General features: G+C 59.9%; 16 protein-coding genes. 8 read left to right on the top strand and 8 right to left on the bottom strand.

Annotated features, from left to right (window positions below):
* Positions 1 to 5 precede the first annotated feature (5 nt).
* Entirely contained in the window at positions 6 to 1,001 is a 996-nt protein-coding gene (locus AC3WVS_RS27820; protein WP_492321224.1) for a hypothetical protein, read from the top strand.
* Positions 1,002 to 1,150: 149 nt separating this feature from the next.
* Here the strand turns inward: AC3WVS_RS27820 and AC3WVS_RS27815 are convergent, their stop codons facing one another.
* Positions 1,151 to 1,576, bottom strand: coding sequence for an NUDIX domain-containing protein (locus AC3WVS_RS27815; RefSeq protein ID WP_492321201.1), 426 nt, complete (start codon positions 1,574 to 1,576; stop codon positions 1,151 to 1,153).
* A gap of 352 nt (positions 1,577 to 1,928) precedes the next feature.
* Here AC3WVS_RS27815 and AC3WVS_RS27810 point away from each other — a divergent pair, with 352 nt between their 5' ends.
* From AC3WVS_RS27810 to AC3WVS_RS27795, 4 genes are all read left to right on the top strand, one after another.
* Positions 1,929 to 3,161: an SIR2 family protein gene (locus AC3WVS_RS27810; protein ID WP_492321200.1), complete on the top strand. Its 1,233-nt coding sequence runs from the start codon at positions 1,929 to 1,931 to the stop codon at positions 3,159 to 3,161.
* Positions 3,162 to 3,307: 146 nt separating this feature from the next.
* Positions 3,308 to 4,861: an ATP-binding protein gene (locus AC3WVS_RS27805; protein WP_492321199.1), complete on the top strand. Its 1,554-nt coding sequence runs from the start codon at positions 3,308 to 3,310 to the stop codon at positions 4,859 to 4,861.
* Positions 4,862 to 5,100: 239 nt separating this feature from the next.
* Positions 5,101 to 6,375: a DUF4062 domain-containing protein gene (locus tag AC3WVS_RS27800; RefSeq protein WP_492321198.1), complete on the top strand. Its 1,275-nt coding sequence runs from the start codon at positions 5,101 to 5,103 to the stop codon at positions 6,373 to 6,375.
* 267 nt (positions 6,376 to 6,642) lie between these two features.
* Entirely contained in the window at positions 6,643 to 8,016 is a 1,374-nt protein-coding gene (locus AC3WVS_RS27795; protein ID WP_492321197.1) for a hypothetical protein, read from the top strand.
* A 217-nt stretch (positions 8,017 to 8,233) separates the two neighbouring features.
* Here AC3WVS_RS27795 and AC3WVS_RS27790 read toward each other — a convergent pair whose 3' ends face one another.
* The 4 genes from AC3WVS_RS27790 to glmU form a co-directional block, all read right to left on the bottom strand.
* Positions 8,234 to 10,789, bottom strand: a complete 2,556-nt coding sequence (locus AC3WVS_RS27790) for a DEAD/DEAH box helicase (RefSeq protein WP_492321196.1) — start codon at positions 10,787 to 10,789, stop codon at positions 8,234 to 8,236.
* Complete coding sequence (locus tag AC3WVS_RS27785) at positions 10,782 to 11,756, bottom strand: HamA C-terminal domain-containing protein (protein WP_492321195.1); 975 nt, start codon at positions 11,754 to 11,756, stop codon at positions 10,782 to 10,784. Before AC3WVS_RS27785 ends, AC3WVS_RS27790 begins: the two co-directional genes overlap by 8 nt.
* Before the next feature lie 1,598 nt (positions 11,757 to 13,354).
* Positions 13,355 to 15,193: a glutamine--fructose-6-phosphate transaminase (isomerizing) gene (gene glmS / locus AC3WVS_RS27780; RefSeq protein ID WP_492321194.1), complete on the bottom strand. Its 1,839-nt coding sequence runs from the start codon at positions 15,191 to 15,193 to the stop codon at positions 13,355 to 13,357.
* 118 nt (positions 15,194 to 15,311) lie between these two features.
* Positions 15,312 to 16,676, bottom strand: coding sequence for a bifunctional UDP-N-acetylglucosamine diphosphorylase/glucosamine-1-phosphate N-acetyltransferase GlmU (gene glmU / locus AC3WVS_RS27775; RefSeq protein ID WP_492321193.1), 1,365 nt, complete (start codon positions 16,674 to 16,676; stop codon positions 15,312 to 15,314).
* Positions 16,677 to 16,966: 290 nt separating this feature from the next.
* Between glmU and AC3WVS_RS27770 the strand changes: the two genes are divergently transcribed.
* A complete protein-coding gene (locus AC3WVS_RS27770) occupies positions 16,967 to 17,794 on the top strand; it encodes a DUF6279 family lipoprotein (protein WP_492321192.1) in 828 nt (275 codons plus the stop codon).
* Positions 17,795 to 17,858: 64 nt separating this feature from the next.
* Here AC3WVS_RS27770 and ttcA read toward each other — a convergent pair whose 3' ends face one another.
* The 3 genes from ttcA to AC3WVS_RS27755 form a co-directional block, all read right to left on the bottom strand.
* Positions 17,859 to 18,800: a tRNA 2-thiocytidine(32) synthetase TtcA gene (gene ttcA / locus AC3WVS_RS27765; protein ID WP_492321191.1), complete on the bottom strand. Its 942-nt coding sequence runs from the start codon at positions 18,798 to 18,800 to the stop codon at positions 17,859 to 17,861.
* A 109-nt stretch (positions 18,801 to 18,909) separates the two neighbouring features.
* The gene (locus tag AC3WVS_RS27760; RefSeq protein WP_011614433.1) at positions 18,910 to 19,311 is read right to left on the bottom strand and encodes a dihydroneopterin aldolase; all 402 of its coding nucleotides are present in this window, start codon (positions 19,309 to 19,311) and stop codon (positions 18,910 to 18,912) included.
* Positions 19,312 to 19,396: 85 nt separating this feature from the next.
* A complete protein-coding gene (locus tag AC3WVS_RS27755) occupies positions 19,397 to 20,251 on the bottom strand; it encodes an SDR family oxidoreductase (protein WP_492321190.1) in 855 nt (284 codons plus the stop codon).
* Positions 20,252 to 20,266: 15 nt separating this feature from the next.
* Here AC3WVS_RS27755 and AC3WVS_RS27750 point away from each other — a divergent pair, with 15 nt between their 5' ends.
* Positions 20,267 to 21,466 (top strand): class I SAM-dependent methyltransferase, encoded by a 1,200-nt coding sequence (locus tag AC3WVS_RS27750; protein WP_492321189.1) that lies wholly within the window; start codon positions 20,267 to 20,269, stop codon positions 21,464 to 21,466.
* 16 nt (positions 21,467 to 21,482) lie between these two features.
* Positions 21,483 to 21,677 carry a DUF2905 domain-containing protein gene (locus tag AC3WVS_RS27745; RefSeq protein WP_492321188.1) on the top strand — a complete coding sequence of 65 codons (195 nt, stop codon included), beginning with the start codon at positions 21,483 to 21,485 and terminating at the stop codon, positions 21,675 to 21,677.
* The last annotated feature ends 61 nt before the right edge of the window (positions 21,678 to 21,738 follow it).

The raw sequence follows: 21,738 nt of genomic DNA, 5'->3' as shown, positions 1-21,738 counted from the left end.
ACGCCATGGCAAAGCAGATACTGCTCGATGCTCGCCATTTCCGTACACCCGGCTTGATTTGTCGGGCCTACGTCCTGCCCAGTGAAAAGGATATTCATCTCTGTGGAGAGCGCACAGTTCACTGGGAAGCCCCAGGCGAGGTTGAACTTCCCCTAGGTGATATACGTCCGGACTTTGTCGTTTCCTTCGGGGACGAGCGCCTCATCATCGAAGTAGCAGTCACACATTTCTCCAACAAGGGAAAGAAGGCGAAGCTCAATGCGCTCCAAATCCCCGCAGTCGAGGTCGACTTATCAGACATGCCGCGGGCGGTAACAGCCGCGGATTTGAAGACTCGTCTCCTGGATTCGATTGATAACAAGTCATGGTTGTATTACCCAGGGTTACTCGAGACCGAAGCAAAGCTGCGGGAAATACGTGAGCAGCAGTCAGCAACTGATGAGGCCGCGCGGCACCGAGCGACCAGAGAAACCAAGAAACTTGAGGAGCGTGAGCGACCGTACGTTAGGGAGCCATGGATTAGCGACTGGAGCGAGAATGGGAGGCTTTCTCCGTCGCAAAGACGAAAGGTCGAAGCCGCAAATCGGAGCTTTCTCAACAGTCCCGAACCACGCAAGTTGGCCTTCATCACGGCCAAACTAGGCATCAACGCCCTCAAATGGCCTTCGCTTCTCGACGTCCCAGTCATGTGGGATGACGCGTTGGGAGTCTCGCGTCGAATCTGGCAAGCCGATGTCTTTCGGCGGTTTGTCAGGGGCGCCTTGGCGGGTATGGGCGACGCCTATCAGGAATTGAACGCCGGAGTAGTTACCAAGTGGCTGTCTAGTAGATATGAATTCCCACCGGGTTCAGACATCCGAGTAAGGGTTGCCGTTTTAGCGTACTTGCGCTGGCTGGACGAGCAAGGCTATTTACGCCGCATATCCGAAAGCGACTTTGTCCCGATGTACGACGACCTTCCCAGGGAATGCCTTGCTACGCCGGTGGTCGACGAGCCATGAGGAGCACCACTCATAGAAGAGTGCGTTCTAGGGGCCTTCAGGTCCCTCCATGATTGCTTACACCTCTTCGACGATGAGGAAGTGCTCCGGTCGCTGGCCGCATCATGCCGGCGTGCGTTGCCATTTGTCGATACAGGCTGCAGTAAAGGTCAGACGCCCGGGTTCGTGACGACATCCTGTGCCCACTGCAGAATGGGCCAGAACCGCGGCGGCATCAGCTCTTTCGCTCTATCAAGGGGCACCCACCGAAACTCGTGATGTTCCGGGCGACCAAGCTCAGCGCTGACTGGGAGACTCACATCTCCTTGGCTCGACAATGCGAGATATAAGCGCACGACCTTTCCCTTCGAATACGGCTCAGTTTCGCGATAGTCCTCGCCCCAAGGCAATTCCAGCTCAGACAGCCCGGTTTCCTCTGTGGTCTCGCGCAGTGCCGTCTGCAACGGTACTTCGCCAGGCTCTGGCTGCCCTTTCGGGAAGTCCCAGTTCCGATACGCGCGCAGGACTAGACAGCGCCACTGGCCGCCGAATTGGCGCATCACAACCAAGCCTGCCGTGTGCTTTACTACGGTCATCTTCTAATGAGCTTGCAGCGATGGTTAACCTCACTGGTACGATTCCTATTGTTCATGATTTTCTTGTAAATTGACACATCGTAACTATCAGCTGACGGGTTCGCACAGCTTGGAACGAAAATTCACCTGTTGGACACATCACCCAGACTCAATGCAGAAGGAGTCCGCCGGGCGCAGCGAATCGTCGACAAAAATCTATACCAGCCGTGGGATTGCATGCCTAGCCACTTCGGCAACGTAGACCAGCCCATAGTATCGACGTAACGCTTTAGCAGCCGCTCTGCGCCGCATTCATACGCATAATCTAGGCGCAAATGCTTGCCTCATTCAAAAAACACCTAGGTGGGAGCATATGAAAATTCTAACTTCGAGGACCAATGGCTGGATGGCCAGGCTGGAGCAGCAGCAACCGGATGCTGTTGGCGTTGGGCTTCTCCCCGCTGATGACCCGGCCTTTTCCGAAGCCAAACGCGCACTTGCCGATGTCCTGCTTTGTACGAATTTGGTTGTGCTTTCTGGCCTGGGAACATCGCTATGCGTTCAACCGATGGCAGCCGGAGCGCCAAAGGCGCCCACGATGCTCGATTTGTGGCTTCGAGTGGAGCAGCAGCAAAACCTAGCCGCTGCGAATCCTCCAAATTTGCCCTTTCTCCAAATCTTGAGCGTAGTGGGCCACCCGGCGCAAACACGAGACATCGAGGCACTACTATCGCGTTGCAAACTGGCAGAGGCTTTCCTTGGCGACCAGCAAAAGGGAGCGGTAGTCCGGTTTATTGCTTTGGCTGAAGCCAACATCATCGAAGCCACCAATTTCGTATCCGTTAACCACGCCCTACCGACGCACGCTGAGTTCCTCCGTCGGATTGCGAGGCGTTCGCAGCGAAAGTCACGCGCCAAGATTTTCACGACTAACTACGACCGCTGTTTTGAAGAAGCGGGGCGCCAAGGTCGCTATGTGGTCGTGGACGGCTTCTCTCATACAACGCCTCCCACCTTCGACGCAATCCATTTCACCTACGAGACGGTACGGCGCGTCGCTGACACAGAGGCGCTTGACCCTATCCCCAATCTATTTCATCTGTACAAACTGCACGGGTCAGTGGATTGGCAGCGTCAACCGTCTGGCGAAATCACGAAGTGGACGACGGGGGGCACGCCGGTCCTGATTTATCCACGGAACTCCAAGTACGAGTTGGCGTTTGAGCAACCGTACCTGGAGATGATTGGCGCCTTTCAATCTGCCCTGCGTATGCCCGATACCGGCCTACTGGTAGTTGGATTTGGCTTCAATGACAATCACCTTGCAGAACCCATCATGTCCGCCGTACGTTCGAACCTTGCGCTAAAGGTTGTCGTAGTAAGCCCCGGACTAGCGCCTTGGATTAGCGGTCAGCAGCAAGGCCCGGGCGAATGTGGGACCAATCGTCACCTAGGACGGTTGCACAGTCTCGCTAGCGAGGGCGACGCGCGAATCTCATTGCTGAATACTGGCTTTGAGGAAGTAGTTTCTCTTGTGCCAGACCTTGCTGCGGAAACAGACCTCGAACGCCATATGGAGCGGCTCCGCCGTGTTGGTGCAGCATGAGCGGACTCGTTGTCTCACCTTACGACAGACAGCGGTACATCGGCTCGGTCTGCACGGTCCGTCCGGCATCGGTAGACTTGAATCTACCGCTCGCACCTCAGCCTGGTAGTACTCACGTGGGCGGCTATCCGTTCCAGCGCGGCCAAGTGGGCGAATTCATCATTATCGAGGGTGAGGAGCATGCCGTGCTTGGTCGGTTGGTCGAAACTCGTCTGCCCGAGCGAGACCGTCTGGCTGTCGAACCTATGCGTGAGCGCAATGAGCGGCCTAACCCAGTTGGCGTGGTCCAACTGCTTACCGCAATCGACCCTCAAACCGGAATGGCCTTACGAGGTGTTCCCGTAGCTCCTCGAATCGGACAACATGTCTTTTCAGCGCATCCCCAGTTGGTTAAGCAAATTGTCGAATTCGGTAACACTCCAGAGAACCGACGAATCCGTCTCGCCAACTTTCCCCACGCCCGGGACACTCTCGTTTCCCTGTCTCCCAGCCAGCTTCTTGGCCGGCATTGCGCCATCCTGGGCGCCACCGGAGGTGGCAAAAGTTGGACGCTGGCACTGATAGTAGAAGAAATTGTCCGCCTGGGCGGCAAAGCCATTCTATTCGACGCGACAGGCGAGTTCCAGACCCAAGACGCACCAGGTGTCTATCATGTACATCTTGGTGGTAGAGCGACGGGTCCCAACGACCATCGGCAATTTGTCAGTTTCCCCTACTGGCAGCTGACAGAGTCCGACCTTTTTGTGTTGCTTCGTCCCAGCGCTGGTGTGCAGGCGCCAAAGCTCAAGGAGGCACTGAAGAGCCTGAAGGTCGCGAGCATGGTCCCCGCTCTCACGAATGGCGGGTTGATTCGTAAGGCCGGCCAGCAGAAGCAGATTTTCGAGCAAGCATGCGTCCAGAATGCAGTGGCCCTAAGCCAACCGGGTGCGCACTTCGACATCACAAAGTTATCCAGCCAGGTTTGGGAGGAATGCGTATATCCCAGCGCCTTTGGTGCCCAAGCATTGACGCATTGGGGTGGGCCTACCCCCAACGAGCAGTCAGCATGCGTCACACTGATGTCTCGCATAGAGAGTGAGATTAGTTCTCCCGGCCTTCAGTGTTTGTTCGCGCCTGCGGGACTCCATGCTCTCCCGGCTGTAATACAGGCTTTCCTGGCAGACCCAAACCAGCGCGTTCTTCGCGTCAGCTTGGAGTTCCTGTCGTTTGAGCACAATGCGAGAGAGGTCATTGCAAACGCCGTCGGCCGCCACCTGCTGGGGCTCGCCCGCCAAGGCCAATTCGCCAACATGCCAGTGGTTGCGCTGCTCGACGAGGCGCACCAATTTTTGGATAAGTCCGTTGGCGACGAGCTCTCTCGGACGGACCTGGATGCCTTCGGGCTGATTGCAAAGGAAGGCCGCAAGTATTCACTGACCTGTGTTCTTGCGACCCAACGACCAAGGGACATTCCCGAGGATGTTCTCAGCCAGATGGGCATGTTTATCGTCCACCGACTCATTAATGAGCGTGACAGAAATGTAGTGGAGAAGGCGTGCGGCGATTTGGATTCGTCTGCTGCGACGTTTTTGCCGACGCTCGGGCAAGGGGAAGCGATGGTCGTCGGCGTCGGCTCGCCAATACCGCTTCCCGTCTCGATTCGACGGCCGTCGCGTCCCCCTTCGTCGAGGTCAGCAAACTATGAGGGTCTGTGGATTTAGAAACGCACTGACGAAACGTGCGGCAATGTTGGAGAGTCGGCGACATGTTTCCAACAACGAACACCTATAGCGCCAATGTGAGTCGTTGTGCCGAAGGCCGCTCACAGCGGCGGCGAATCGCGTTCGAAAACTAAATTACACTCCAAAGTACCAGCAGTTGGCCGACAACCTTTGTAGGTGCCTCCAGAGGGAGTCGCCCCAGCGTATCCCGCCTTTCTGTACTTAGTCTCCAGTCAATTATGTCAAACAAAATTCGCGTATTCATTAGTAGTACGATGGACGACTTGCAAAACGAACGTCGTGCCGTTGTGAAGCGCCTCCAAACTTTCAACATGGAGCCGGTCCATGCCGAGACATTTAGTCCAACCGGGGGGTCAAGTTGGGAAGTAATCCGCGACAAGATGGAGCAATGCCATATTTGTGTGCTTATTCTCGGCGGCAACTATGGCTGGATACCGGACGATGGCTACGGTGCCGGACAAGGCAAGTCTGTTACCCACTTGGAATTCGACCTTGCGCGCAGTTTGGGCATTCCCGTAATGACCTTCAAGAAGAAGCTTTCATATGGCGCCAAGAAAGATGACCGTCGCGACGCATTCTGGAGCGAGGTGTCCAACTGGGAAGGTGGATTATTCCGGACGGAATTCGACTGGGCAGATGACCTTGAGGATAAGGTGTCCAATGCCGTCGCGGACCTATTGATGGACTCCTTCATTAAGCAAAACGTTCGCAAACGGGACGCGAATATTATCCACGCTCCAACTTTCACTCCGAATTCGCACGCAGGGCGTTACTCCGCGGGAAAAGAATCACAGTGGGTGCTGGTAGCGGGAGCCGGCTTATCACTTTCTGCCGGTTATCCAAGCGCATTGGCTTTGTCCAACGTCCTAGCCACCAGATTGTGGCCTCCTGCACCTGACTTGTCAGTTCTGGCGCGACACACGTTCAGTGAGATAGCGGCATTTATGGAGTCACGCCGTGGCAGGTCGAACCTGTTACAGACAGTTCAGGAAGCCATGAACACCCCCCAAGTGGTGAAACCGACAGTTGCTCATGAGCATGCGGTTACGAAATTTAAGGCTATTGTAACGACCAACTTCGACACACTTTTCGAGCTGGCCTGCATTGCTAAAAACGTTCCTTTCAAAGTGGTCACTCCCCACACCGCGGATGAAACCACGGACGATGGAACGCTTCGTATTTTCAAATTGAACGGAAGTATTACAGACGTCGAGTCGCTTTGCCTTACCACAAGCGACCTTCTGGCAATCGAGAAGCAGCCGGCATTTAAGGCAGCTCGCAAACTCCTGGCCTCAAATCCAGTCGCAGTGGTGGGGCACTCGCTGCGCGACGGGAACATGGCTGAACTGATGGCTCATCGGAATCGAAACGATGGCAGTGTTTATGTATCGCCAAAGCTCAATGAACTCGACAGCATGATGCTTGAACGCTTCAATCTGAACGGTGTCCGCAAAAGCGCCGACGAATACCTGGAGTCGTTCGACCCTATCTAGGCGCGGTCCCAAGCGCGAGGGAGCGAAATTGCTAGATGCGGAGACGGGCCTCCCTGGCACAGCTACGTTCTGGCTGTAGGGTGCGGGCGGCGTCCTCCATGACCGAGCTTCTTCGAGCTGAGATTCGAATGCTTCCTTTTGCGCCTGCAATTAAGTTGCCATGAGGTTGTTTCTCCATAGGGAATATTTCGATACCAAGCCACATTAGATACTCAATTTCAGTATCTATCCGGCAGAATAGGCGGCATTACAGCATCGGGCTACCCCATGACCCTCACACCTGCGGAACCTTGGCTAGATGAACTGCGCAAGCATGTAGGAGATAAGCCGTTCGCCATCCTTCGGCTGAGCGAATCAGACAGCGAGCAGCTATTCACTTCTCGCCTAGGCTTAAGGGAGTTCACGATTGCGCGCGCACATGACCTTTGCAGAGACATCAAGGCGTCAACGCTTTGCTTGGTTTTTGGAAGGTTGGGCGGTTGGGGATTTCGTGATGAGGAACCGCAAGACGTCGCCTACCTCGGCCTCATAACGTCGCGAGGCAGAGTCACTACGCTCGAGACCCGCCTCAAGGTGAAGCGGGGAACCAGTATCGTACCGGAGAACGAGGGAGGCTTAGCCGCCCTGATGCCCGCAGGCACCCACGCTTCGATTCTCCGAAAGAAGCTGGAATCGGACGCGAACCTCCTACTGCTCTCGCCTAAGCTCAGCGAGGTGATTCTCCGCGTCTTATTGACAATCCCCCAGAACCAACAGGCTCTTCGCCAGCTTTCTGAATCCCTGACGACTCCAAAGCGGTACAGCGGCTTTTCAGCCTTCCAGGAAGATGCCGTTCAGACCGCGCTAATGACCTTTGGCATCGCTGCACGTGACCGTGCCGAGCGGGTCGACATCGTGGGAAGGAGGGAGACAGCCCTTGCTCGCATACCGCTACGGGAAGATTCCGTAATTGAGCACGACGCCAGAACGGTGCCGGGATACACCTTAGTAAGCAGCGACATCACGGGACGCGCTTTCTTCGAAAAGGGCACGGAGCAATTGGAGGTCTTCACTGCCAATCGACGTGACTTGGAGTACGTGTTCGGGGTAGACCTAATCTATCTGAATCTCACGAAGCACAACCTTGTGATGGTTCAGTACAAGATGCTTGAGCCGAACGGAAGGCGAGATGGAGTGACTGACTGGATTTACCGGCCGGACGATAATATGGCTGAGGAGATGTCTCGTATGAAACAGTTCTCGGCGCAGCACCTCCCTGCCCCGGGAGAGTATCGATTAAATCCTGGGGTGTTCTATCTGAAGTTCGTAAAGCGCAATGGCCTGCTCTCAAACGGCAGCATCATCACCTCGATTGACCACTATGAGACGTTGCTGCACACGCCAGCATGCTTGGGCCAGAGCGGAGGGATTCGCGTCAGCTACAACGCTCTGGCAGGAAGGTACATCCGCCAAGGCTCTTTCACGGACCTGATTCAATCGGGATACATAGGCGCCTATGCACAAACGACCGACGCATTCAAAACATTGGTCAAGGAGGTGTTGGACGGCAATCGCGCGGTGGTCGCCGCGGTGCAATCGATGCGTTCCGAATGCGCAGCCTACCTACAAGACATCCAAAGCACACACCGCAATGACCGGTGAGCACTCGGATTCTGACCTATCATTCCAATCCGCAGGCGATTGCACGAGCTTGACGCCTTTGAAATATGCTAGCCAGAGCACGAGTGGTAGCGTCCGATATGCGCTGATGTCGCCAGCGGCGGAAGAATTGCTCATGTCAATCTGCGTTGATGGTCTTTACGTAGCTGAGTCCAGACACACCAAACAGCCGTGCGCTCTCGCGCCCTCACAGCTAACCTCAGTCTAGCAATCCGAGTCGCTCAAGCTCGCGAAGAACAAACGACGAAAGCTGTGCTCGCCTAAACTGCTTTCCCCTCAGCTCCTGGCGGATGAATACAGCTTCCTTATCCCTTGGCAGGAGCCCCGAAACCTCCATGGCAGCAATCCGAGACATACCGAGCTCCATCGCGGAGACCATCGTCTTCGCCGAGGCACCTAGTTCTAAGAACAGTGGAATCGGTGGCATTTCGGCTTCATCCTGGCGGCCAACCTCCAAAAGCTTGTGCTTCAGGATGTCAAGGTAGCACCGCAGATACTTGACGTAGTGGTAGCGCAACTTTGTCTCAACTTGCTCCATCACCTTTCTGGCAAGCGAGCCGACCATTTCCGGCTCAACCTCATCGAGCTTGAGCCGACGTCGCTCCCAGTCCACCCTGTTATTTATCAAGGAATGCAGCGGCTCGCCGCGCATCCACGCCAGTGCAAACCAGCCGTAATAGGCTTCCTCGTTCGTTATTCGGCCTTCGAGATGCGTATGAATCGCGCGGAAGGCTGTCTCCAGCCTTGTTTTCGGGTCTGGGTAGTTCATCCATGGATGCACAGGAATCAAGCTGTCCAGGAAGCCCTCAGACAGCTGACTCGTAAAATGGTCGTACAGCTTTTGCTGGCGCAATGGAGATACCAAGTTGTTGCGCCTAAGGACAGACGTCGGCAACGTTACTCGGTCCTGTGCGGCAATCACGGCTGCCTTCAGCGCCGACGCGTCAACTCCTGGATAACGCAACAGAGCACGCTCGATAGTTTGGTCAATCGAACCTTCACGAGCATCCAGGAACAAACGCGTGAACACGCTTTCCGCCAGCGCCAGCCCTTTTACACCAGACGGATGTTCATGGTTCTGTGCAAAGGCCAGCACCGCTTCCTGTCTCGCTCCCAGCGCCTCGCAAATCGACGGCACTACATCAGTGGTTTGCTGGTCTGCAATGGGCTGTGAATCCCAATCCTCATAGTCGACTAGGAACACATTGCCATGCGTGTCCCGCTTCAAACGCCCTGCACGTCCGGCAAGATTCCAAAACTCATTTGCCTCCAGCGGGCCCGCGGTTCCCTTCTTGGGGTTGTTTAGAAAGATGTTGCGTGCCGGGAGATTCACGCCCTGTAGCAGGGTCGAAGTGCAAACAAGGTACTTGATATAACCGGCGTCGAAGTACTCTTCGACTGCCTTCGATATGGTTGTCGGCAGGCGACCATAGTGGACGCCGACACCCTTCCTCAATACCTTCGCGAGCTGGAATTCTGGGTGGATGTGCTTTGCTACGAATTCCGCAAGTTCTTCTAGCGGAGACCCGCCGTAGTCCTCCGTCTCTGGCAGGTCCTCTGCCAACTCGGAGGCCGTCGTGTCTGCCGATGACGGAGCCCAAGCATAAACAATGCTCTGCCCTTCTTTACCAAGCTCCAATGCGGCCGTCACCAGTCTGTCCCGCTTGGAGATGCTTCGCTGGGTCGGAACGCTTCCGACACTCAGATTCTTCTGTCCTTGCCGATAGAGTTCGACAGTGAGCATTCTCTTCGGCTTGCGACCACTACAGCTCACGAACAGCAAGTTCTGACGGACCGGTCGAACTGCGCTTCGAACGGTTTGCACAGCCTTTGCCCCTAGCAATGGCGCGATGGTACGAGCGTCCTTGGAGCTAGGAGTGATAAAGAGCATCTTGGCCGCCGGCCGCCGTGCAAGAGCGTCCTCCAAGCACCCAAGCAGAAGAATTCCGCGGTCAGCCTCGCCAATCTGCTGGGCTTCGTCGACGATTACGACATCGAATTGAATCGTGGATTCATTCAGGATTGTCTGGAGGCGCTCCTGAGTCATGACAAACACCAGGCTCTTGCCGGCATGCAACTCGTCATGAAACTGAGGGACACTGCTAACTACAACCCTGTCTGCGAGTGGCTTCAGTGCTCGTGTGAGACTTGCCTGCACCTCAAAGATGAGGGACCGCGACGGAACGAGGTAGACGATGTTTCTGGGCAGCCGACTGCTGGCCAACTCGTCAAGCAAGTACGTCTGCACCAAGAAGGACTTGCCCGCGGACGTGGGCGCGGACACATTCACAAACTGGTGCCCGTGCAATTGCCACCACACGTCAGCCTGGAAGTCCGTGAACACAATCTCATGGCCGAGAACGGTAACAGTGTTTTGGCTCCGGCGAGCGGCTTCACGTACCTTTAGGGTCCAGGGCAACTCTTGTTCTGCTAAAGGCTTGTCCGAGAGATAGTCACCGGCAGGAAAGTTCCCAGTTTCGGCAAGAATGTGACGCCACACGCCGCGAAGCCTCGAGTCTGCATGACAAGCGGCCAAAGAGTATGCAATCTCTTGGGCAAGGCCATGATGCCTAGGCTCCGTTGAGCGTGCCAAGGCAATAGCCGCCTCACTCAACCTGGCCGCCCGAACCGACTCTAGGCTAGGCAGACCGCCGACCAAGGGTATAAGGCTTTGCTGCTGCAGGTCAGCAAGCGCCTCTTGGAATAGCGGGCTGGTTTCGATGCGCTCTGCAAGCCTGAAAGAAAACTCAGACATTCATGGCCTCCTGGAACTTCGCTCTGAACAATTCCACCGACGGCACAGGGAAGATGAACAAATCTACGTTTTCAGGCTCAATTCCGTTTCGCGTGAGATGCCCGTGCGCTGTGCCAACTTTTTGGTTCATCGCCGCCTTGTAGAAGCCGAGGAAGGTTTCCTCGACGTCAGCCACAGGCACCTCAGCAAGCTTTCCATATGCGTGGTAGTCGAAACCAACGAGTATCGCAAATCGGTCGATTCTTCGATTTCCTTCTTCGGTCTCGAACGGATTGAGGAAACGGAGCAGGTACTCAACGCCTTCCTCGGGAAAATTGTCTAAGTCATGAAAGTTCGAAACCAGGTCGAGTTCTCGTTCCAATCGGCCTTCAGCATTGGTCACTAATGCCGCCACTGATTCCGCTGCATCTTGCATCGCGCTAGCGAACGACTGATGCATTTTCGATTCTCCGAAATACAGAATCAGTGCGTCGGTTTTCTCGCACCATGCAGCGTGAAGACCGTCAGCGCCATGCACTGGCATGTTGGCATTGGTCTTAAGCCTCATCTTCGAGACAATCAAAGGTGCGCGGAGGTAGTGCTCAATAAGTGCGTAAAGCAGTAGTTCCCCAGCCTCTCCCGACCGGGCCTCAGCGTCGGGCGCCATGAACAAGCTCCGCGCTTTCGCAGCGAGCTCCTCGACCGCACCCGTTTCCAGCTCGCCGACTTCCGCATCTCGACGGTTGGCTTTGCGTCGGTCGGAACGAGTGGCACAGAATTTCGTTATTTCCCTAACCAGCATCTTCGCCAGCGCCTCCATTGTCGGCTGTCGCCCCTTGAAGACGGGATACAGAAAGTGCGCGCTCACGCAAGGGTGCGTGGAAGAAGAGAAGTCAACGCGGTTGATGCGTGCGTTGATATGGTGGGAATCGACAATGCCGCGGATTTTTTCTGCTAAAGACACCGTCGAAAAAGGCTCATCTTGCATTAGGAAACACACCTCTGAACCGGCGCCAAAGGCGTCATATGCCCGCCCCCGCCAAAACGAAACTTAGACCAGATGTAATCGATACTTATATCTTGACTGAAGCTCTCACGCAGTTTACATCGGCATAGTGCGGTACGACCCGTCCCCTCCTTAGGAGGGGACGCTGACTTCGATGCTGATGCGTTCAACCAGCATCACTTCCTGAACTGCCGCGCAAATCTGTTCGTGAAGAAACCGGAGGACTTTGACGCTATTCGCGGAGCCTTCCAAGCGGCCTCAAAGCACCGGTTGGCAGCAAGGCTTCGAATCCACTACGCCGTCCTGGAGACGAATGCCAACAGCATCAAACGCTATATGTCTATGAACCAAAAGACGGCCGACCTCTAGCCAAGGGGCGCTCGTTCGCACCTAACAATTGCATGCCAAGCCAATGACCTGGCCTCGGCAGCTAGCATGGAGGGTCGGCGCGCACTACCACTTCAACGGGATTGGGTTCGGCTATGTTCGCCGGTCCGCGACAAACATAGCCGTTGGGAATCCCTTCGAGAAGGTTAGGGCCTTCCGGTAGAAAGATGTGCAACGCTACCGGCTCTTCAAAGGGCAGTCAGCGGCAGAACCCGTCGTGCGATTCGCGAACTCATTCACGCCGTAATGGGTGCTGGAGCGACAGCCGACTTGAGTCGTCGAACACGACGCCTGAACTCGGTGCTCCGGGCCGGCCCTTCCGTCTGCTTAGCGCCAGGCACGAATTTTGAGCGCTCAGCCGCCTTCATCTCCTCCGCAATTGCGTCGCTGTTTCCCTATCCGAGCACGAAATCAGGATGCCGTCGACATAGACGGTGACCGCGAAACCGGCGTGCTTGGAACGGGCGTGAATCCGGCAGTGCCGCGAAGGACTTGAGGATTTGTGACTGAACGAAGCCAAACGAGAGAATGATTTTCTTCGGGCCAAACGAGAGAATGATTTTCTTCGGTTCAGAGGAATGATGGACAAGTGACTTCGTCACCCATTTTCGGGAAGTCGCCTAGCTAACCTTGTCCTTTAATGCCACGCGTAATCCAGTTCGCCGTGATGCTGCCGAAAAAGTCCTCGATGTCGAGGTGCGAGAACTTAACTTGCGTTGTGTTCCCTGAGAGCGGCAACGGGCCTGCTCAAAACGAACCCGAAGGTCGAGAACAAGTGCCCTAACAGGCATTATTATTGCTTGTTCCGACGCTCTCAGTCTCTGAACTCAAATAGGTTTTCGAGACATCGGAACAGCTTCAGCTGGCGCGTCGGAACAAAGCTGCCCCAGAGTTTTCGGATAGCCAACTGAGGGGGAATAGGTTCCAACTACGTTCTGGTCTCGTAGCCAGCCGAGCTCGGAAGGCGAAACTGGCGAGTGCTGTGAAGAGCGCTGTCGCAGAAAAAGCTTGCACAGCAACCCGGCAGGGTGACGCGTCAAGTTGCAGCTATGTGTCGTTGCATTAGAAAAGCCCAACTCCGCGCCAGGCTTGGGTTTCCGAAGAAATCCGGGGCGGGAATTGGGCAGAGTTAATGCAATTTTTGGCCTCTTCAAATGCCTAGAGCCACAAAGCGCGGCGGGGCTTTCCTCGTCTTACTCCACCGTGACCGACTTCGCCAGGTTACGCGGCTTGTCCACGTCGGTGCCACGCGCGCAGGCCGTGTGATAAGCCAGCAGCTGCAGCGGCACCACGTGCAGGATCGGCGAGAGATCGCCGTAGTGCTCGGGCAGGCGGATCACCTGGATGCCGTCGGACGACTGGATCTGCGTGTCGCTGTCGGCAAACACGTACAGGCGGCCACCGCGGGCGCGCACTTCCTGGATGTTGGACTTGAGCTTTTCGAGCAGTGCGTCGTTGGGGGCGACGGTGACCACCGGCATGGCTTCGGTGACCAGTGCCAGCGGGCCGTGCTTGAGCTCGCCCGCCGGGTAGGCCTCGGCATGGATATAGGAGATTTCCTTGAGCTTGAGCGCGCCTTCCAGGGCGATCGGGTAATGCAGTCCGCGGCCGAGGAACAATGCGTTCTCGCGGCGCGCGAAGTCTTCCGACCAGGCGATGATCTGCGGCTCCAGCGCCAGCACGCCATGCAGCGCGGCGGGCAGGTGGCGCAGGTTGGTCAGGGCCTTGGCCTCGGCGTCTTCGGTCAGCAGGCCGCGCACCTTGGCCAGCGCCAGCGTCAGCATGTAGAGCGCGGCCAGCTGCGTGGTGAAGGCCTTGGTCGAGGCCACGCCGATCTCGGTGCCGGCGCGCGTCAGGAAGCGCAGCTCGGTCTCGCGCACCATGGCGCTGGTGGCCACATTGCAGACCGCCAGCGTGTGCACGTGGCCAAGCGCGCGCGCATGGCGCAGCGCGGCCATGGTGTCGGCGGTCTCGCCGGACTGCGAGATCACCACCACCAGCGCGCGCGGATTGGGCACGGTCTCGCGGTAGCGGTATTCGCTGGCGACCTCGACCTGGGTCGGGATCCTGGCAATGCTCTCCAGCCAGTATTTGGCGGTGCAGCCGGAGTAGTAGCTGGTGCCGCAGGCCAGGATCAGCACGCTGTCGATGCCGGCAAAGACCTCGGCGGCGCCGCTGCCGAACAGCTCCGGCGCAATGCTTTCAATGCCTTCCAGCGTGTCGCCCAGCGCGCGCGGCTGCTCGAAGATCTCCTTTTGCATGAAGTGGCGGTACGGGCCCAGCTCCACCGACGCGGCGTGCGCTTCGACCACGCGCGCCTCGCGCTCGACCGGGTGGTCGTCGATGTCGTGGATGGTCACGCCGTCCAGCGTGAGCTCGACCACATCGCCCTCTTCCAGGTAGATGATGCGGTTGGCGGTGCCGGCCACGGCCAGCGCGTCGGAGGCCAGGAAGGCCTCGTTCTCGCCCAGCGCCACCACCAGCGGCGAACCGGCGCGCGCGCCGACCACGCGGCCGGGCTGGTCCTTGGCGAACACGGCGATGGCGTAGGCGCCGTGCAGGCGCTTGGTCACCGCGCGCACCGAGGCAAACAGGTCGCCGCGCGTGGCACTGCTGGGGTAGGTGTAGGCCTGGTGGATCAGGTGGGCAACCACCTCGGTATCGGTCTGCGATTCAAAGCCGTAGCCGACCGCGCGCAGTTCTTCGCGCAACGGCTCGTAGTTCTCGATGATGCCGTTGTGCACCAGCGCGATGGTCTCGCCCGACAGGTGCGGGTGCGCGTTGACGGTATCGGGCTTGCCATGCGTGGCCCAGCGCGTATGCGCCACGCCGGTGAAGCCGGACAGGCCGGAAGCCTGCGTCTGCGCCTCCAGGTCGGCCACGCGCGACACGGTGCGCGCACGCTCGACCGCATCGTCGCGCACGACGGCGACGCCGCACGAGTCATAGCCGCGATACTCCAGGCGGCGCAGCCCTTCGATCAGGACCGGAACGATATTGCGCGTGGAAACCGCGCCGACGATGCCACACATGCTGAACCCCCGTTTGCTGGCGCCCTGCCCGTAGACCTCAGGCGCCGGTATGAATCCTGTGGCGCCGCCTCGCCGAGGCGGCGCGTGCCCTGGCCGCCCGCGGACGGCCCTCTGACGCTTACTTCTTCGGCTGCTTGACCGGCCGCTGCCAGGCGTCGATGGTCAGCTGCTTGGCCCGCGACAGCGTCAGCTTGTCGGCGGGCGCCTCCTTGGTCAGCGTGGTGCCGGCGCCCAGCGTGGCGCCGCGGCGCACCGTCACCGGGGCCACCAGCTGGGTGTCGGAGCCGATAAAGACATCGTCCTCGATCACGGTGCGGTGCTTGTTCACGCCGTCATAGTTGCAGGTGATGGTACCCGCGCCAATATTGACGCGCGACCCCACCGTGGCATCGCCCACATAAGCCAGATGGTTGGCCTTGCTGTGCGCGGCCACCTGGGCATTCTTGACCTCGACAAAGTTGCCGATATGCACGTCCTCGCCCAGCTCGGTGCCGGGGCGCAGCCGCGCGTACGGCCCGATGCGCCCGGCGGGGCCAACCCTGGCCTCGTCGATATGGCAGAACGGGTGTACCTGGGCGCCGGCCCCGACGGTGCTGTTGCGGATCACGCAATGGGCGCCGATGCGCACCCCGTCTTCCAGGTGCACGCGCCCTTCGAATACGCAGCCGACGTCGATAGTGACGTCGCGCCCGCAGCTCAGTTCGCCGCGCACGTCGATGCGGGCCGGATCCAGCAGCGTCACGCCGGCTTCCAGCAGGCGCCGGGCCTGGTTGCCCTGGTGGATGCGCTCGACCTCGGCCAGCTGCAGCTTGCTGTTGACGCCGAGCGTCTCCCAGATCGCCGCCGGCTGGGCCGAGACAGTCTCCACGCCATCGGCCACGGCGCGCTCGACCGTGTCGGTCAGGTAGTACTCGCCCTGGGCATTGTCGTTGCGCAGCGTCGACAGCCACTTGCGCAGGTGGCCGGTGGGGCACACGATAATGCCGGTATTGATCTCGCGGATTGCCTTCTCGGCCTCGCTGGCGTCCTTCTGTTCGACGATGCGGACGATGCTGCCCGCGGCATCGCGCACGATGCGGCCATAGCCGGTCGGATCGGGCATTTCCACGGTCAGCACGCCCAAGCGCTGCGTGCCGGCCTCGGCCACAAGTGCCTGAAGCGTGGCAGCGCTGGTGAGCGGCACGTCACCATACAGAACCAACGTGGGCTGGCTGTCGTCCAACAAGGGAAGTGCCTGCATCACCGCATGGCCCGTGCCAAGCTGCTGGGGCTGTTCGGCAAAGGCGATATCGTCGGCGGCAACGGCCTCGCGCACGCGCGCGGCACCGTGGCCGACCACGACCACCAGCCGCGACGGCGACAGCGCACGTGCCGTGTCCAGGACATGCGCGAGCATGGGCCGTCCGGCGACCGGGTGCAGTACCTTGGGCAAATCGGAATACATCCGCTTGCCCATGCCCGCGGCGAGAATGACGATATTCACAAGGAGACCCCTAAGTGAGTGTGTCCGAAAATATTCTTGAAAACGCCAGCCGGGTGTTTGGCGGACTGCGCCGCCGGGCTTGGCGAAAATCTGCGGCCAGGCCTGCGCATAATCCCGCAAACCCTTGCCAGGACTTGGCTGGCAGTCATCTGGGCGCCCCGGTTGCGATGCGCGCCGATTTTAACATGGCGGTTTCTGCGCATCGGACCGTCGTTTCCGAATTTCACAATTGCTGGGCCCGGCGGATTTTCGTGATTCTGGGCGCGGCGGCCTTGTGCGCCTGCAGCGCCATGAAGCTGGGATACCAGCAGGGCGACCACCTGGCGTACTGGTGGATCGACAATTACGTCGATGTCAGCACGGCCCAGGAGCCGCTCACGCGCGAGGCCATTGCGCGCTTTTTTGCCTGGCATCGCAAGGCGCAGTTGCCGGAAATCGCCACCTTGCTGCAGCAGGCCAAGGCCGAGGTGCGGCAACCGGTGACCCCGGCCATGGTCGAGCACTTCCAGGACGCCTCGCAGCAACTGGCGCGCAAGTCGTTCGAACAAGCGATGCCCGACCTTGCCGACCTGTTGCTGACGCTGACGCCTGAGCAGATCGGCCGCATGGAAAAGAAATTTGCCGAGGGCAATGCCAAGTACCGCAAGAAATTCCTGAATCCAGACCCTGAGCAGCGCGAGGATGCGCGCTATGACAAGGTAATGGACTACGCGCGGCTGGTCTACGGCAACTTCTCCAGCGATCAGGAAAAGGCCATCCGCGCCAGGATAGGCCCGGTGGTGCAGAATGCCGAGTCGCGCTACGCCGAGCGCGTCGCCCGGCAGCAGGAATGGCTCAAAATGGTGCGCTACGTGCAGGCCACGCAGCCGCCCAAGGCGCAGGTGATAGACGTGCTGCGCCGCTTCCGCGAATACTGGCAGAACCCGCCGGCCAAGCATGCCGCCAGCCACGAAGCCAGCATCAATGCGGGCATCGCGCTGACCGTGGCCATCGCCAACATGACCACGCCGCAGCAGAAGGCGCACGCGCAAGACCGGTTCCAGAAATGGATCGACGACACGCATGCGCTGATACGCGAGAAGGCAAGCGCCCCGGTGCAGTCGGCGGCGACGAACTGAAACCCTGCCCCAAACGAAGCACGCCCGCGCAAGCGGGCGTTTTTCCATGCGGCGGGCGCTGGCGCTACTGCGTGCCAGCCTGCTCCGCCGGTGCCGCGGCAACCGCGGGCGGACGCTCAAACCGCACGAACTCCATCCGGTTCTCTTCCACGTTGCCGGCAAACATCAGCGGCTGCTGCTGGAAGGTGGTTTCGCCGAACAGTGACGCCTCATCCACCTTGGCCAGGCCGGTGGCCAGCCCGGTGAACGGGAACAGGTCGGTATCGGCCAGGTGCGACGGCACCACGTTGCGCAGCGCCGCGAAGATATTGTCGATACGGCCCGGGTTCTGGCGCTCCCAGTCCTGCAGCATCTCGCTGACCTTCTTGCGCTGCAGGTTTTCCTGCGAGCCGCACAGGTTGCACGGGATGATCGGGAATTCCATCGCACGCGCGTACGACGCGATGTCCTTCTCCGAGCAGTACGCCAGCGGGCGGATCACGATGTGCTGGCCGTCGTCGGTCGACAGCTTGGGCGGCATCGCCTTCATCTTGCCGCCGAAGAACATGTTCAGGAAGAAGGTCTGGACGATGTCGTCGCGGTGATGGCCCAGCGCGATCTTGTTGGCGCCCAGCTCCTTGGCGGTGCGGTAGATCACGCCGCGGCGCAGGCGCGAGCACAGCGAGCAGGTGGTCTTGCCCTCGGGCACCTTCTCCTTGACGATCGAGTAGGTATCCGCCTCGACGATCACATACTCCACGCCGACCGACTTCAGGTACTCCGGCAGGATGTGTTCCGGGAAGCCGGGCTGCTTCTGGTCCAGGTTCATCGCGATCAGCTTGAACTTGATCGGCGCGCGCTTCTGCAGCGCCATCAGGACCGACAGCATGGTGTACGAGTCCTTGCCGCCACTCATGCAGACCAGCACGGTGTCGCCGTCCTCGATCATGCCGAAGTCGCCGATGGCCTTGCCGGTTTGCGATTGCAGCCTCGTCTCGAGGCGGTAGAAGTTGTTCGAGTGGCTCATGGAGCATCCTGTTGCGTGGCGCCCGCCGGATGGAATGGCCGGCGCGGCGCGAAGGGGCAACATTTTACGTCAGGCGCCCGCAAGCTGCAGGCGCGCAGGCACTGGCGGCTCAGGCCTGCTTGATGTGGAATACCTCGACGCCGACCGAATCGCAATCCGGGTAGACATCGGGCTTCTCGGTCGAGACACGCACGGCGCGCACCTTGGGGTGCTTGAGCATGGCGCGCGCCACGTCGTCGCACAGCGTTTCCTGCAGGTGCACATGGCCCTGCGCCATGCGCTCGGCCACGGTGTTGCGCATGAAGTCGTAGTCGACCACTTCGTCGAGCTTGTCGGCCTGCGGGGTGCTCTGCGCCAGCGGCACGAACAGGTCGATATTGATCAGCACCCGCTGTTCGCCCTTCTTCTCGAATTCGTGCACGCCGATATTGATCTGCACTTCGTAGTTGCGCAGGAACATGCGTCGGCAGTCTTGCAGGCTGGGATGGGAAAGGGCGGCGAGCATGGTCATGAGCGGGCTGCTGAGGGGAAAAGGAAGCCGCGCCCGGCGGGCGCGGCACATCAGGCACTACGGTATTCGGTTGCTGGCTTCCAGCTTACTCGGTCAGGAACATCACGTCGCGCGCCAGCGGCATCAGGTGCTGGCCGCCGTCCACATACAGCGTGGTGCCGGTCACGGCGCGCGCCTGCGCCAGGTAGGCCACCGCCTGGGCGATGTCCTCGGGCGTTGACGACTGGCCCAGCGGCGTCACGCGGTGCGCGCGGCGGAAGCTCTGCTCGGACTGCTCGCCCGACACCAGCGTGATGCCCGGGGCCACGCCCACCACGCGCAGGCGCGGCGCCAGCGCCTGGGCCAGCTGCACCGTGGCGGTCTGCAGCGCGGCCTTGGACAGCGTGTACGACAGGAAGTCCGGGTTCAGGTTATCCAGCTTCTGGTCCAGCAGGTTGATCACCACGCCGCGCGGTTCGGCGGCCTTGTCCTTGCCGGCGGCAACGCCCAGCGCCTTGTGCAGTTCGCGCGCCAGCAGCAGCGGCGCGGCGACGTTGGTGCGCATATGCGTATCCAGCGACGCATAGGAGAAGCTGGTCGCCACGTCGTACTGGAACAGCGAAGCGTTGTTGACCAGGCAAGCGGGCACGCCCAGCGCGGCGGTGCAGTCGGCCACCAGGCGGCCGGTGGCGGCCTCGTCGGCCAGGTCGGCGCGCAGCACCGCGGCACGGCGGCCCAGCGCGCGGATCTGCGTGGCCAGGGCCTCGGCCTCGTCCACCGAGCGATGGCAGTGCACGGCCACGTCCCAGCCCTGCGCCGCCAGTTCAAGCGCGATGGCGCGGCCCAGGGGGGGCGCGCCGCCGGTCACCAGCGCCACGCCGCGGGCGGTGGCGCGCTGGCTACCAGTCTGGCTATGGGTCTGGTCAGCGGTCTGGCTGGCAGGAGTCTTGGATGCGGGCATTGCTACAATCGCAGGATGCAGAAAGCCGCTAGTTTACCCCTTCCCCCCGCCGACGCGCAGGCCGCGTCAGATACCCTTACGGCCCGCATTGGCGAATCCATCGATGCGGCCGGCGGCTGGATCGGCTTTGACCGCTATATGGCGCTGGCACTGTATGCGCCCGGCCTGGGCTATTACAGCGGCGGTTCGGCCAAGTTCGGGCGCGATGCCCGCGACGGCAGCGACTTCATCACCGCCCCGGAGCTGAGCCCGTTCTTCGCGCGCACGCTGGCGCGCCAGTTCGCGCCGCTGCTGGCACAGGGATTGCCGCGCATGCTGGAATTCGGCGCCGGCACCGGCCGGCTGGCGGCGGACCTGCTGCTGGGGCTGGAGCAGGAAGGCCAGTTGCCGGACACCTACGCCATCGTCGAACTCTCGGGCGAACTGCGCGCGCGCCAGCAGGCCACGCTGGCGCAGCGCGCGCCGCACCTGGCGGACCGCGTCACCTGGCTCGATACGCTGCCTGCCAGCTTTGAAGGCGTGATCGTCGGCAATGAAGTGCTGGATGCGATGCCGGTGCAGCTCTATGCACGCAGTGGCGGCCGCTGGCATGAGCGCGGCGTAGTGCACAGCGTAGCGCGCAGCGACGATGCCGCCCCCGCCTTCCGCTTCGAGGACCGCCCACTGGCCGATGCCGACGTGCCCGAGGCACTGCGCGCCATCCCCGGCGACCACGACCTCGTCACCGAGACCCATGCCGAGGCCGAGGGCTTTATCCGCGCGGTCGGCGCCATGCTGGCGCGCGGCGCGGCCTTCTTTATCGATTACGGCTTCCCGGCGGGCGAGTACTACCACCCGCAGCGCGCCGGCGGCACGCTGATGTGCCACTACCGCCATCACGCGCACCCGGACCCGTTCCTGTACCCGGGCCTGCAGGACATCACCGCGCACGTGAATTTCAGCGGCATTGCGCTCGCCGCGGTGGATGCGGGATTGAGCGTGGCGGGCTTTGCCTCGCAGGCGCGCTTCCTGATGAATGCAGGCATCACCGAGCTGCTGATGGCGCTGGACCCGTCCGACGCCCGCGCCTTCCTGCCGCAGGCCAATGCGGTGCAGAAGCTGCTGTCGGAAGCCGAGATGGGCGAGCTGTTCAAGGTGATCGCGCTCACGCGCGGCCTGGACGACAGCGAACCGATGGACGGCTTTGCCCGCGGCGACCGCTGCCATACCCTGTAACGGCACCGGAGCCGCCATGCTGCGCTGGACCCTGACCATTTTCCTGAGCGTGATCATCCTGTCCGCGGCGCTGCCATGGCTGCAGAAGATCGGGCTGGGACGGCTGCCCGGCGACGTGCGCTTCCGCGTTTTCGGGCGCGAATTCGTGCTTCCGTTTGCGTCGACGATCCTGATTTCGCTGATGGCGCTGGCGATCGGCAAGCTGCTGTAGTTTTCGGAATCACTTCGACGGCAGCGGCACGACCAACTTCAGGAACGCGCCGGCCAACGAT

It is taken from the genome of Cupriavidus sp. CPT47-8839-RL05A, from assembly GCF_058792255.1.
Note: the sequence above shows the minus strand (reverse complement) of the source record. Positions and strands in the feature narration are given on the sequence as shown.

Excerpts from the sequence above, each read along its gene's own strand:
- AC3WVS_RS27795 (WP_492321197.1), top strand. The coding sequence starts at position 6,643 with ATGACCCTCACACCTGCGGAACCTTGGCTAGATGAACTGCGCAAGCAT.
- ttcA (WP_492321191.1), bottom strand. The coding sequence starts at position 18,800 with ATGAGCCACTCGAACAACTTCTACCGCCTCGAGACGAGGCTGCAATCG.
- AC3WVS_RS27770 (WP_492321192.1), top strand. The coding sequence starts at position 16,967 with ATGAAGCTGGGATACCAGCAGGGCGACCACCTGGCGTACTGGTGGATC.
- AC3WVS_RS27745 (WP_492321188.1), top strand. The coding sequence starts at position 21,483 with ATGCTGCGCTGGACCCTGACCATTTTCCTGAGCGTGATCATCCTGTCC.
- AC3WVS_RS27750 (WP_492321189.1), top strand. The coding sequence starts at position 20,267 with ATGCAGAAAGCCGCTAGTTTACCCCTTCCCCCCGCCGACGCGCAGGCC.
- AC3WVS_RS27820 (WP_492321224.1), top strand. The coding sequence starts at position 6 with ATGGCAAAGCAGATACTGCTCGATGCTCGCCATTTCCGTACACCCGGC.
- glmS (WP_492321194.1), bottom strand. The coding sequence starts at position 15,193 with ATGTGTGGCATCGTCGGCGCGGTTTCCACGCGCAATATCGTTCCGGTC.
- AC3WVS_RS27815 (WP_492321201.1), bottom strand. The coding sequence starts at position 1,576 with ATGACCGTAGTAAAGCACACGGCAGGCTTGGTTGTGATGCGCCAATTC.
- AC3WVS_RS27760 (WP_011614433.1), bottom strand. The coding sequence starts at position 19,311 with ATGACCATGCTCGCCGCCCTTTCCCATCCCAGCCTGCAAGACTGCCGA.
- AC3WVS_RS27790 (WP_492321196.1), bottom strand. The coding sequence starts at position 10,789 with ATGTCTGAGTTTTCTTTCAGGCTTGCAGAGCGCATCGAAACCAGCCCG.
- AC3WVS_RS27755 (WP_492321190.1), bottom strand. The coding sequence starts at position 20,251 with ATGCCCGCATCCAAGACTCCTGCCAGCCAGACCGCTGACCAGACCCAT.
- AC3WVS_RS27800 (WP_492321198.1), top strand. The coding sequence starts at position 5,101 with ATGTCAAACAAAATTCGCGTATTCATTAGTAGTACGATGGACGACTTG.
- AC3WVS_RS27810 (WP_492321200.1), top strand. The coding sequence starts at position 1,929 with ATGAAAATTCTAACTTCGAGGACCAATGGCTGGATGGCCAGGCTGGAG.
- AC3WVS_RS27785 (WP_492321195.1), bottom strand. The coding sequence starts at position 11,756 with ATGCAAGATGAGCCTTTTTCGACGGTGTCTTTAGCAGAAAAAATCCGC.